Raw genomic sequence first — 12,245 nt, 5'->3', positions numbered from 1 at the left:
CGTCCGCGCGCGGGACGCACAAGTGCCGCACAGGCCGCGGAGGTAGGTTGTGCGCCATGACACTCCGCCCCAGTCCCGAAAGGACACCCGTCGTCGTCACCGGCGGAAGCGGCTTCATCGGCCGCGCTGTCGTGCGCGAGTTTCGTAAGCGCGGTTATCCGGTCACTGTCGTGGACCGCGTGCGCTACGAGACGACGGACGAGGGAGTGCGCGTCGTCGTCGGAGATCTGCGTGACGCCGAAACGCGCGAAGCAGCTGTCGAGGCCGGCGTCGGCGGGATTGTGCACCTTGCCGCACTGACGTCCGTGCTGAAGTCAGTGGAGCTGCCGCGCGACACGTACGCGGAGAACGTCGCAGTGACACAAGAACTTCTCGAACTGTGCCGCGTACGCGAGGTGCCGCGTTTCATTCTCGCTTCCACGAACGCAGTGATCGGCGATGTCGGCACTAACACCATCACGGTCGACCTGCCCACGAAGCCGCTTACGCCCTACGGTGCCACGAAAGCGGCCTGCGAGATGCTGCTGTCGGGCTACGCGGGCGCGTACGGGATCACGACGTGCACGTTGCGCTTCACCAACGTGTACGGGCCTGGCATGTCGCACAAAGACAGCTTCGTCCCGCGAATGATGCGCGCGGCGTTGAAGAATGAAGGCGTGCGGGTGTACGGCACCGGAGAGCAGCGTCGCGACCTTGTGCATGTAGACGACGTCGTGCGCGCGGTCGCGCTCGCCTACGAAAGCGGCTACACCGGCCGTGCGATCGTGGGTGCCGGACATTCGGTGTCGGTGCTGGAAATGGTCGAGACCGTGCGCGCGGTGACCGGTGCCGAGCTGCCGGTCGAACACGTGCCCGCGCCGGCCGGCGAGATGCCCGCGGTGGTCGTGGACGTCTCGGCGAGCGCGGAAACCATCGGCTACCGCCCGGAAATCAGCCTCGCCGACGGGCTCGCCACGGCCTGGAAGTACTTCTCCGGGCTGGACCGGGCCGAGGCGCCGTGACCGGATTCCTCCGCCGCCACGCGTTCCTGCTGGTGCTCCTCGTCGCGGGAACCACGCTGCGGGTGCTGTCCTGGATCGCCTACCGGCCCGCGCTGCTGTACATCGATTCCTTCCGGTACCTGGACAATCTGCGGGGCCTGCGCGCCGACGGGATCAACCCGGTCGGCTACGACCTGCTGCTGAAGCCGCTGCTCGCGGTCGGCGGGCTGTCGGTCGTCGCCGCCGTGCAGCATCTGGGCGGGCTGGCGATCGCGGTCGGAAGCTACGCGCTGGCCCGGCGGCTCGGCGCGCGCCGCTGGGTGGGCGCGCTGGCCGCCGCGCCGCTGCTGCTCGACGCCTACCAGGTGCAGATCGAGCAGAACATCATGGCCGAGGTGCTGTTCGAAGCGCTGCTGCTCGGGCTGCTGTGGCTGGTGCTGGCCAAGGGAAAACCGAACTGGCGGCGGATCGCGCTGGCCGGGCTGGTGGTCGGGTTCGGCGTGCTGGTGCGGCTGATCGGCATCACGGTCGCCGCTCCGTTCCTGCTGTACGTGCTCGCCGCGGGCAGCGCTTGGCGTTCCTGGCGCGGCTGGCGCGACGCCGGCGCCGGGCTGCTCGCGATCCTCGTCGTGCTGGTCCCGTACGCGGCGAAAGTCAAGGCAGAGACCGGGAACTGGGGGTTGAGCGGGCCGTCCGGCAGCATGCTCTACGGCCGCACCGCAGCGGTCGCGGACTGCGCGAAACTCCAGCTCGACCCGGTCGTCCGGCAGTTCTGTCCCGCCGAGCCGGTCGAGAACCGGATGGTCGACAACTACACGCACGCCGACCTCGACCCGGCGTGGCCCGGCCCGCTGCCGCCGGGCGCGGACAAGGGCGCGCTGGCGCACGAATTCGCGGTGACCACGCTGAAAGCGCAATGGTGGGACGTCGCGACGGCGATCCTCGGCGACTTCGGCAAGAGCTTCCAGTTCACCCGCTCCACCGCGCCCACCGACGTGCCGATCGACCGATGGCAGTTCCAGCTGGCCTATCCGGAGTTCGCCGAACCGGCCGCGGTCAAGGCGGTCACGCAGCAGTACGACGGCACCGACCCGCAGGTGAACGAGCCGATCGCGGCGTTCCTGCGCGCCTACCAGCTCAACGGCGGGTTCGTGCCCGGCGCCGTGCTCGGGTTCTTCGCGCTGCTCGGCCTGCTGACCCTGCTGCGGCGCAAGAAACCCCGGCATCCGGCGCGCAGCGGTGCGTTGTTCGCTGCGAGCACCGGGTTGCTCCTGCTGTTCGGGTCCGCGGTGTTCGAGTTTTCCTGGCGCTACCAGCTTCCCGCGCTCGTGCTGCTGCCGATCGCCGGGGCGCTCGGGTTCACCACGCTCACCGTGGCGAGCCGTCGTCGTCTCGGCAGTTATCCGGACGCTGTCGACGAAGGCGCGATCGCGGACTTCCACGGCCGGCATCCCGGCGCGAAGCTGTCCGAACTGACCGTGGTGATCGCCGCGTACAACGAAGCCGACGGCATCGGCCAGGTGCTGGAAAAAATGCCCGACGAATGCCTCGGGCTGCCAGTCGACGTCCTGGTGGTCGTAGACGGCGGCACGGACAACACTGCGGCCATCGCGGAAGACCATGGCGCGTACGTGTGCGTCGCGCCGACTAACCGCGGCCAGGGCGCCGCGCTGCGCCTCGGGTATCACCTTGCCGCGGAGAACGGCGCTAAATACATAGTCACCACCGACGGCGACGGTCAGTACGACAACAGCGAAATGGCCGAACTTCTCGCGCCGCTGCTGGACGGCACCGCGGACTTCGTGACCGGCTCCCGGCGGTTGGGCCACGAAGAGGCCGACAGCCGGATGCGCTGGGTCGGCGTGCGCGTGTTCGCGTGGCTGGCGTCGGTGCTCACCTGGCGGCGGATCACCGACACGTCGTTCGGATTCCGTTCGCTGCGCGCGGAACTCGCGTGCGCGATCCCGCTGAACGAACCGCAGTACCAGTCGTCGGAGCTGTTGCTGGGCGCGACTGCGCTGGGCGCGCGCGTGCTCGAACGGCCGATGAGCATGCGGCTGCGCAAGGCGGGCAAGAGCAAAAAGGGCGGCAGCCTCGTGTACGGCGCGAACTACGCGCGGGTCATGACAGGGACGTGGTGGCGCGGGTACGTGCTGCGCCGCGGCCGAAAACGAACCGGTCGAGCATCGTGAACTTCGCGACGAACACCAGGGCGTAGCTGATCACGTACGCCGCGTCGAGCAGCACGACCCACCAGAAGTGCGGCAGGTGCAGCGGCGCGAGCAGATGCCCGGCGAGCGTGGTCAGGCCGACCGAGGCGAGGCCGCCGAGCGAGATGACGACGACGTAGGGCAGCAGTTCGCGGACCGGTTCGGGACGGCCGCGGCGGCCCCACACCCAGCGCCGCGTCAGGAAAAAGTTCAGCACCGCCCCGGCCGCGAACGCGCACGCGCCGGCCAGCCAGGGAGCCCCGTCCGCGGCGAGCACCGCGATCAGCGCGGCCTGGCTGAGCAGGGTCGCGGCCACCGAACTGGCGGCCGCGCGGACGAACCGGGCCAGGCCGCGGCGGCGCGGCTTGGGCGATTCTTCCGCCGTGCGGGGGTTCGCCGGGTTGGCTACCGTCGTCATAGTCCTCAGTCTCCCCTCGGGCCGCCGGCTCCGCCGCGCGGCCCCCCGGCCCACAGCGGATTCACAGCTGACTGCCAGCCGCCGATCAGCGGCGGGCGATTAGGTTCGGATCCGCCACCGCGACACCGGCGCCGTGTCAGAACGAAAGGCCGTGCCTGTCGCGAAGACGAAAGGAAAGGGTGCTCCGGATGCGAGTGCTGGTTCTCGGCGGTGACGGCTACCTGGGCTGGCCCACCGCGCTCCACTTGTCGGACAAAGGCCACGAAGTGGCTGTTCTGGACAACTTCGCGCGGCGGCAGTACGACGTCGAGCTCGGAGCCGAGAGCCTCGTCCCGATCGAGGACCTGAGCACCCGCACCGACGCGTGGCACGAGGTGTCCGGAAAACGCATCGCGCGCTACGAAGGCGACCTGCTCGACGCGGAGTTCCTGTTCGCCGCGGTACGGGAATTCCGGCCTTCGGCGATCGTGCATTTCGCCGAGCAGCGGTCCGCGCCGTATTCGATGATCGACCGCGAGCACGCGGTCTACACGCAGCACAACAACGTGGTCGGCAACCTCAACCTGCTGTACGCCATCGCCGAGACCGACCCGGACATCCACCTGGTCAAACTGGGCACGATGGGCGAGTACGGCACCCCGAACATCGACATCGAGGAAGGCTGGCTCGAGGTCGAGCACAACGGCCGCCGCGACCGGATGCTGTACCCGAAGAAACCGGGTTCGTTCTACCACCTGTCGAAGGTGCACGATTCGCACAACATCGAGTTCGCCTGCCGGGTCTGGGACCTGCGCGCGACCGACCTCAACCAGGGCGTCGTGTACGGCCAGCAGACGCCGCAGACCGCGCTCGACCCGCGGCTGGCCACGCGCTTCGACTACGACGCGGTGTTCGGCACGGTGCTCAACCGGTTCGTCATCCAGGCCGTGCTGGGGCAGCCGCTCACGGTGTACGGCAAGGGCGGGCAGACGCGCGGGCTGATCGACATCCGCGACACCGTCGAGTGCATCCGGCTGGCCGTGGAGAACCCGGCCGCGCGCGGCGAGTTCCGGGTGTTCAACCAGATGACCGAGAGCATGTCGGTGCGCCGGATCGCCGAGGTCGTCGCGGACCGCTTCCCCGGGCCGGTGCAGATCGAGAACCTCGACAACCCGCGGGTGGAGCAGCCGGAGCACTACTACAACGTCAAGCACACCGGGCTGCTCGAACTCGGGCTGGAGCCGCATCTGCTGTCGGACACGCTGATCGAGTCGATGTTCGACATCGTCGGCGCGAACAAGCACCGGGTGAACGACGAGCGGCTGCGCCCGGCGGTGCGCTGGCGCGGGGCCGTCGAAACCTCCTGATTTCCGCTGCTCTCCCCCTCCGTCGCGAAAATTGTCGGTGCCGGGTGGGATGCTCTTCGAGTCAGCCCCCGAGGGGGGAAGAAGCGGAAGAGCGGCAAGGAAAACGTGGGGGACGAAGCAGCGGCGCGGTGGAGCCCGGAGCGGGTGCTCGAACTCGCGCCGGACGCCGCGTCGGCGAAAGCCGGGCGCGGGCAGGCGGCGCCGGCCAAGTGGTCGGGCGCGGGCGCGTCGGGCCGCGCGGTCTGGGGCGCGTGCCAAGGCAGCGGGAAGCGGCCGTACCAGACGACGGTGGAAACGGCCGGGCCCGCGTTCCGGTGCAGCTGCCCGAGCCGGAAGTTCCCGTGCAAGCACGCGCTGGGGCTGCTGCTGCTCTGGGCCGACGGGCAGGTCCCCCGCGAGGAGGAGCCCGGATGGGTGCACGCGTGGCTCGAGGAACGGGCCGCGCGGGCGGAGCGGGCCGAGAAGAGAACGGACGCGCCGAAGGATCTCGAAGCGGCGGCGAAGCGGGCGCAGGAACGGCTCGCGCGGGTCACCGCCGGGGCCGCTGAGCTGCGCGGATGGCTCGCCGACCGGGTGTCCGCCGGGTTCGCGGCATTCGAGCGAGGCGGTGCCGACGAGCTGTACACGGTCGCCTCGCGGATGGTCGACGCGCAGGCTCCCGGGCTGGCGAACGGCCTGCGCCGGGCGGCGGCGCTGGTCGGCCGCGGCCGGGACTGGCCGGATCGGCTGCTGGCCGAGTTGTCGCTGGTGTACGTGCTCGCGGACGCGGCGAGCAGGCTGGAATCGCTGCCGGGCGGGCTCGCCGACACCGTCCGGACCCGGCTCGGGTTCTCGGTGAGCACCGCGCAGGTGCTGGAGTCCGGCGAGCGCGTGCCGGACCAATGGCTGGTCACCGGCGCGATCGACGAGGAGCAGGACTCGCTGCGCAGCAGGCGCACCTGGCTGCGGGGCAAGCGCAGCGACCGGGACGCGCTGGTGCTGTCGTTCGTGCCGCCCGGGCGTCCGCTGGACAGTTCGCTGCCGCCGGGGTTCGTGGTCGCCGGAGAGCTGGTGTTCCACCCGGGCGCGGTGCCGCTGCGGGCGGTGTTCGACCACCGCGAGGAACCGGTGGCGGCGGAATCGGCGCCGGTCGGCGGGAGTTTCTCCTCGGCTCTCGCCGGGCATGCCGCCGCGCTCGCGGCTGATCCGTGGCTGGACCGGTGGCCGATGCTGGTGAGCGGCCTCCGTCCGGCGAGGCACGGCGAGGGCTGGGCACTGTCTGATGTGGACGGTGCGGCGCTGCCGCTGGCGTCCTCCGCGGATCCCTGGCCGCTGCTGGCGCTCGCGGCCGAGCGGCCGGTGACAGTGGCCGGGGAGTGGACGACGGCGGGGTTGCGGCCGTTGAGCTGCTGGCATCGCGACGGGATGGTGCGACTGTGACTGCTTGGAACGACCTCGTCAGCACCGTCCTTCTCGGCACCCGCCGCAGGACCTTCGACCCCGCCGGATTGCCGCCCGGGGTAAGGGAAATCGCCGAGCACCGCACCGAGCCCTCCGACCAGGCGCTCGCCGCCGCGGCGGCCTACACCGGCTACCGGCGGGCCGGGCAGCGACCGCTCGCCGGCATCGACCCCGAACCGGCCGCGGCGGAGGACACCCGGCCGTTCGTCCCGGCCCTCGCGAGGGCCCGGCTCGGGCACCTGCTTTCCGCCAACCGCCCCGAGCTGGTCGAGGAATGGCTCGCCACGGTGGCGGACAAGGGATTCCGCGTCCCCGCCGAGCGGCTGCCCGCGCTCGCCGACGCGGCGCGGACCCGGGTGTCGCTGCGGGCGCCGCTCGCCACGGTCGCCGGTCCGGTCGGGGCGTGGCTCGGCGAGCGGAACCCGGATTGGGCGTTCCTCGTGGCCGCCGCGGACGACACGAGCGACGACGCCTGGCGGTTCGGCACCGCCGCCCGGCGGCAAGCCTGGCTGGAACGCGTGCTCGTCGCCGATCCCGCCCGCGCGCGGGAGGCGCTCGCCGAGGCGTGGGGCAACGAACCGGCCGACGTCCGGGCGACGTTCCTGGCCGTGCTCGGCGAGCACCTCACCGCCGAGGACGAGCCGTTCGTGGAAGCCGCGCTCGGCGACCGGGCGGCCGGGGTGCGCGAGATCGCGCTGCGGCTGATCGGCCGGTACCCCGATTCGGCCTGCGGCGGGCGGATGACCGAACGGCTGCGCGCCTGCGTCACCGTGCGCAGCCGCGCGCTGCGGGCCGACGTCCTCGAATTCACCCCTCCCGAACCGGACGACAGCCTGATCCGCGACGGCATCCGCGTCCCGGCCGGTCCCGGGCAGGGCATCGCCCGGCTGCGCGCCCTCATCGCCGCCACTCCCCTGCGGTTCTGGGCCGAGTACGGCACCCCGGGCGAGCTGGCCGGGATGCTCGTCGAAGGACCGCCGCTGAACGTGGTGCGCGAAAGCTGGGCCACCGCCGCGCTCCGGCAGCGCGACGAACAGTGGGCGCAAGCCCTCGTGGAAGCCGAGCCGGGCGGCCGCAGCACCGCCGCGCTCATCGGCGTGCTGTCGCCCGAACAACAGGCCGCCACGGTCGCGAAGCTGACTCGGGGGCTGCCGGTCGAAGCCCTCACCCGGCTCATCCTCGACCTGCCGCGGCCGTGGCCCGCCGCGCTCGGCACGGTGCTGCTCGACTGGGTCGCCGGGCAGCGCGACCACCGGCTGGTCGCGCACGCGGCCGCGCTGATCGCGAAGGCCGTGCCCGTCGCCTGCCTCGGCCACCCGCTGGCCGAGATCCCGCTTCCCGGCGAAGCCGCCCCGTGGCGGCGCGCAGTCGCCGAAACCCTGTCCTTCCGCCGTGAAATGCACAAGGAGCTCGCATGACGTCCCCCGTCCTCCGGCCGCACGCCGAAGCCGAATACGCCGGCGAACTGGCCGCCCTCGCCGCGGCCGACGACCGGGCGAAACCGCCGTCGTGGCGGCTTTCCCCGTGGGCGGTCGTCACCTATCTGCTCGGCGGGAAACTCGACGACGGCACCGAGATCAGCCCGAAGTACGTCGGCCCGCGGCGGCTGATCGAGGTCGCGGTCGCCACCCTCGCCACCGACCGCGCGCTGCTGCTGCTCGGCGTGCCGGGCACGGCGAAGACCTGGGTGTCCGAGCACCTCGCGGCGGCGATCAGCGGGGACTCCACGCTGCTCGTCCAGGGCACCGCGGGCACCTCCGAGGAGCAGATCCGCTACGGCTGGAACTACGCCCGGCTCATCGCCGAAGGGCCGAGCGACCAGGCGCTGGTCGAAAGCCCGGTCCTGCGCGCGATGCGCGACGGCAAGGTCGCCCGGCTCGAGGAGCTCACCCGGATCCCGGCGGACGTGCAGGACTCGCTGATCACGATCCTGTCCGAGAAGACGCTGCCGATTCCCGAACTGGGCTCCGAAGTGCAGGCGCGGCCCGGGTTCACGCTGGTGGCCACGGCGAACAACCGGGACAAGGGCGTCAACGAGCTGTCGAGCGCGCTGCGGCGGCGGTTCAACACCGTCGTGCTGCCGCTGCCGGACACCGCCGAAGCCGAGGTGGACATCGTCCGGCGCCGGGTCGGCCAGCTGGGCGCCGCGCTTTCGCTGCCCGCCGAAGCCGCCGATCTCGCCGAAATCCGCCGCGTGGTCACGGTTTTCCGCGAGCTGCGGGCCGGCCGCACCGAGGACGGCCGCACCGCGGTGAAGACCCCGTCGGGCACGCTGTCGACGGCGGAAGCGATCAGCGTGCTCACCGGCGGTCTCGCGCTGGCCGCGCACTTCGGCGACGGCGTGCTGCGCGCGCAGGACGTCGCGGCCGGGATTCACGGTGCGGTCGTGAAGGATCCGGTGGCCGACAGCGCGATCTGGACCGAGTACCTGGAGACCGTGGTGCGCGAGCGGGAAGGCTGGGCCGACTTCTACCGGGCAGGCCAGGAGATCGCCGGATGACCACTCATCTCCTCGGGATCCGGCACCACGGTCCCGGTTCGGCGCGGGCGGTCGCCGCCCGGCTCGCCGAGCTGGAACCGGACGTGGTGCTGATCGAGGGACCGCCGGAGGCGGACCAGCTCGTCGACCTCGCCGCGGACGAGGGCATGCGGCCGCCGGTGGCGCTGCTGGCGTACGTGTCCGACGACGTGTCGCGCGCGGCGTTCTGGCCGTTCGCGGTGTTCAGCCCGGAATGGCAGGCTTTGCGGTACGCCGCCGCGGCCGGCGTTCCGGTGAAGTTCTGCGATCTCCCGGCAGCGCACCAGTTCGCGCTCGGCGAAGAACGCACCGCGCCCCGCGCCGACCCGCTCGCGGAACTCGCCGCGGCGGGCGGATACGACGATCCGGAACGCTGGTGGGACGACTTCGTCGAGTCCCGCCGGGGCGAGGAATCGCCGTTCGAGGTGATCGCCGACGCGATGACCGCGCTGCGCGAGGGCGACCGGCCGGACGATCCGCACGAGCAGCGGCGCGAGGCGTACATGCGGAACGTGCTGCGCAAGACGCGGAAAGAAGGCTACGAACGGATCGCGGTGGTGTGCGGGGCCTGGCACGTGCCCGCGCTGGCCGATCCGCTGCCGCCCGCCTCCAAGGACCAGGCTGTCCTCAAAGGACTCCCGAAGCGGAAGGTCGTCTGCACGTGGGTGCCGTGGACGCACGGCAGGCTCGCGTCGGGCACCGGCTACGGCGCGGGCGTCCGCTCCCCCGGCTGGTACCACCACCTGTTCAGCACCTCCGGCGACGTCACCACCCGGTGGCTCACCGCCGTCGCCGGGGTGCTGCGCGAGGAAGACCTGCCCGTCTCCACCGCGCACGTGATCGAAGCGGTCCGGCTGGCCGACACGCTGGCCGCGCTGCGCGGCCGGTCGTCCGCCGGGCTGGCCGAGGTCGACGCCGCCACCCGCGCGGTCCTGTGCGGAGGCGACGACGTCCAGGCCGACCTGGTCACCCGGCGGCTGGTGGTCGGCGAACTGCTCGGCGAGGTCCCGGACCGCGTCCCGCAGGCGCCGCTGGCCGCCGACCTGGTCGCCACCGCGCGGCGGCTCCGGCTCAAACGCGAGCCGCAAACGCGAGAGCTGGACCTGGACCTGCGCACCCCCGGCGGGCTCGACCGCTCCCGCCTGCTGCACCGCCTGCGGATCCTCGGCATCCCGTGGGGCGAGCCGGAACTGTCGTCGGTCCGGAGCAAAGGCACCTTCCGGGAGACCTGGACCCTGTGCTGGGAACCGGGTTTCGAGGTCGACCTGGTCGCAGCCGCCGTGCACGGAACCACCGTGCCCGCCGCAGCCACCGCCGTCGTACGCGAAACCGTCGCGGAATCTCCCTCGCTCGCGGACATCACCGCCGCGGTGGAACGCTGCCTGCTGGCCGACCTCGGCGATGCCCTGCCGGAAACCCTCGCCGCCCTGGACACCCGCGCCGCCGCCGACGCAGACGTCGCGCACCTGATGACGGCCCTGCCTCCGCTGGCCCGGGCCACCCGCTACGGCGACGTCCGCGGCACCGACACCGCGCAACTGCAAGAAGTCGCCGACCGGATCCTCACCCGGGTCTGCGCCGGTCTGCCGCCCGCCGTGCACGGCATCGACGAGGAGGCCGCCGCACAGTTCTGCGAACTGGTCGACGACGTCCACGAAGCCACCGACCTCCTGGGCGACGCCGCCCGCGAGCGCTGGTTCACCGCGCTGGCCCGGCTGTCCGCCCGCGACGCTCTGCCGCCGCTGCTGGCCGGCCGCATCGTGCGCCTGCTGCACGACGCCGACCTGCTCGACGGCGCGGAGGTCGAACTCCGGCTGGGCCGCATGCTCACCCCCGGCATCGCCCCGACCGACGGCGCGGCCTACGTCGAAGGCTTCTTCTCCGGCGGCGCGCTCCTGCTGGTCCACGACGAACGCATGCTGGGCGTCGTCGACACCTGGCTGTCCTCGATCCAGCCCGAGGTCTTCACCGAGGTGCTTCCTTTGCTGCGCCGTACTTTCGGAGCCTTCGCCGGTCCGGAGAAACGCGCGATCGGCGAACGCGCCGCCACCCTGTCCGGCGCTCGCCAGGTCTCCTCGGCGGTCGCCGAAGACCTGGACGAGATCCGCGCCGCAGCCGCCTTGCCGGTCTTCGCCACTCTCCTGGGAGCCGCCTCGTGAACGCTGATCCCGAACGCCTCCGCCGCTGGCGCCTAGTGCTGGGCGGAGATTCCGACGGCACCGGACACGCACTGTCCGAAGGAGACAAAGGCGTCGACAACGTGCTCGCCGCCCTCTACGACGAGCGCCCCAAGAACGCCCGCGGCAGCGGCGACCGCAGCGGCGGCCTGCAAGCCTCCGCGCCGCGGGTCGCGCGCTGGCTGGGCGACATCCGGAAGTACTTCCCCGGCTCCGTCGTCCAAGTCATGCAACGCGATGCCGTAGACCGCTTGGGCATCACCCGGATGCTGCTGGAACCGGAACTGCTCAGCGCGGTGGAGCCGGACGTCCACCTGGTCGGAACCCTGTTGTCCCTCAACAACGTCCTGCCGGAAGAGACGAAGGAAACCGCACGCACCGTCGTGCGCAAGGTCGTCACGGAACTTGAAGACCGCCTGGCCGAACGCACCCGCGCGGCAGTCCGCGGCGCACTGGACCGCGCGGCCCGCACCCAACGCCCGCGAGGCGCGGACATCGACTGGGACCGCACGGTCCGCCGGAACCTGAAGCACTACTCCCCCGAGCTGAAAACCATTGTGCCCGAACAGCTTTTCGGCTTCGGCCGCCGAGAGCAGAGCGTCCGGCGCGACGTGATCCTGGCCGTCGACCAGTCCGGTTCGATGGCGGAATCCGTGGTGTACTCGGGGGTTTTCGGCGCCGCGCTGGCCTCGATGCGCGCACTGAGCACGAAGTTCGTCGCGTTCGACACCGCGGTAGCCGATCTGTCCGACCACCTCGACGACCCGGTCGACGTCCTGTTCGGCACCCAGCTCGGCGGCGGCACCGACATCAACCGCGCATTGGCGTACTGCCAAGGACTCGTGGAGCGCCCGGAGCAGACCCTCTTGGTGCTGATCAGCGACCTGTACGAGGGCGGAGTGCGCGACGACCTGCTGCGCCGGGTCGCCGACCTGGTGGCGTCCGGGGTGCAGGTGGTCACGCTGCTGGCGCTGTCCGACTCCGGAGCGCCGTTCTACGACCACGACAACGCCGCCGCGCTCAGCGAACTGGGAGTGCCCGCTTTCGCCTGCACGCCGGATCTGTTCCCGGATCTGATGGCCGCGGCGCTCCGAAGGGAGGACCTGACCCGCTGGGCCGCCTCGGCGACCGCTCAATGACCCGGCGCGCCTAGCCT

The 12,245-nt window shown here is 71.6% G+C and carries 9 protein-coding genes; 8 read left to right on the top strand and 1 reads right to left on the bottom strand.

Translation table 11 applies throughout. From position 1 onward, the window contains the following. Positions 1-56: 56 nt before the first annotated feature. On the top strand, positions 57-1,001 hold the full coding sequence (locus F9C11_RS25055; RefSeq protein ID WP_409179793.1) for an NAD-dependent epimerase/dehydratase family protein: 945 nt from the start codon (positions 57-59) through the stop codon (positions 999-1,001). Further along, positions 998-3,172 (top strand): glycosyltransferase, encoded by a 2,175-nt coding sequence (locus F9C11_RS25050; protein WP_409179792.1) that lies wholly within the window; start codon positions 998-1,000, stop codon positions 3,170-3,172. The genes F9C11_RS25055 and F9C11_RS25050 overlap by 4 nt, the downstream gene beginning before the upstream one ends. Here the strand turns inward: F9C11_RS25050 and F9C11_RS25045 are convergent. Further along, the gene (locus tag F9C11_RS25045; protein ID WP_409179791.1) at positions 3,102-3,608 is read right to left on the bottom strand and encodes a GtrA family protein; all 507 of its coding nucleotides are present in this window, start codon (positions 3,606-3,608) and stop codon (positions 3,102-3,104) included. The two genes, F9C11_RS25050 and F9C11_RS25045, sit on opposite strands and share 71 nt — an antisense overlap. Positions 3,609-3,796: 188 nt before the next feature. Between F9C11_RS25045 and F9C11_RS25040 the strand changes: the two genes are divergently transcribed. From F9C11_RS25040 to F9C11_RS25015, 6 genes are all read left to right on the top strand, one after another. Further along, positions 3,797-4,954 (top strand): NAD-dependent epimerase/dehydratase family protein, encoded by a 1,158-nt coding sequence (locus F9C11_RS25040; protein WP_409179790.1) that lies wholly within the window; start codon positions 3,797-3,799, stop codon positions 4,952-4,954. A gap of 105 nt (positions 4,955-5,059) precedes the next feature. Then, complete coding sequence (locus tag F9C11_RS25035; RefSeq protein WP_409179789.1) at positions 5,060-6,373, top strand: SWIM zinc finger family protein; 1,314 nt, start codon at positions 5,060-5,062, stop codon at positions 6,371-6,373. Next, positions 6,370-7,812 carry a DUF5691 domain-containing protein gene (locus F9C11_RS25030; protein ID WP_409179788.1) on the top strand — a complete coding sequence of 481 codons (1,443 nt, stop codon included), beginning with the start codon at positions 6,370-6,372 and terminating at the stop codon, positions 7,810-7,812. The genes F9C11_RS25035 and F9C11_RS25030 overlap by 4 nt, the downstream gene beginning before the upstream one ends. Continuing rightward, positions 7,809-8,894 (top strand): ATP-binding protein, encoded by a 1,086-nt coding sequence (locus F9C11_RS25025; protein ID WP_409179787.1) that lies wholly within the window; start codon positions 7,809-7,811, stop codon positions 8,892-8,894. The genes F9C11_RS25030 and F9C11_RS25025 overlap by 4 nt, the downstream gene beginning before the upstream one ends. Beyond that, a complete protein-coding gene (locus F9C11_RS25020) occupies positions 8,891-11,071 on the top strand; it encodes a DUF5682 family protein (RefSeq protein WP_409179786.1) in 2,181 nt (726 codons plus the stop codon). Before F9C11_RS25025 ends, F9C11_RS25020 begins: the two co-directional genes overlap by 4 nt. After that, entirely contained in the window at positions 11,068-12,228 is a 1,161-nt protein-coding gene (locus F9C11_RS25015) for a VWA domain-containing protein (RefSeq protein ID WP_409179785.1), read from the top strand. The genes F9C11_RS25020 and F9C11_RS25015 overlap by 4 nt, the downstream gene beginning before the upstream one ends. Positions 12,229-12,245: the final 17 nt, after the last annotated feature.

The sequence above is a fragment of the Amycolatopsis sp. VS8301801F10 genome (genome assembly GCF_046195355.1).
Classification (GTDB): Bacteria; Actinomycetota; Actinomycetes; order Mycobacteriales; family Pseudonocardiaceae; genus Amycolatopsis.
Note: the sequence above shows the minus strand (reverse complement) of the source record. Positions and strands in the feature narration are given on the sequence as shown.

Bases quoted from the DNA above. Each gene is read 5' to 3' on its own strand.
- F9C11_RS25055 (WP_409179793.1), top strand. From the start codon at position 57: ATGACACTCCGCCCCAGTCCCGAAAGGACACCCGTCGTCGTCACCGGC.
- F9C11_RS25045 (WP_409179791.1), bottom strand. From the start codon at position 3,608: ATGACGACGGTAGCCAACCCGGCGAACCCCCGCACGGCGGAAGAATCG.
- F9C11_RS25040 (WP_409179790.1), top strand. From the start codon at position 3,797: ATGCGAGTGCTGGTTCTCGGCGGTGACGGCTACCTGGGCTGGCCCACC.
- F9C11_RS25025 (WP_409179787.1), top strand. From the start codon at position 7,809: ATGACGTCCCCCGTCCTCCGGCCGCACGCCGAAGCCGAATACGCCGGC.
- F9C11_RS25020 (WP_409179786.1), top strand. From the start codon at position 8,891: ATGACCACTCATCTCCTCGGGATCCGGCACCACGGTCCCGGTTCGGCG.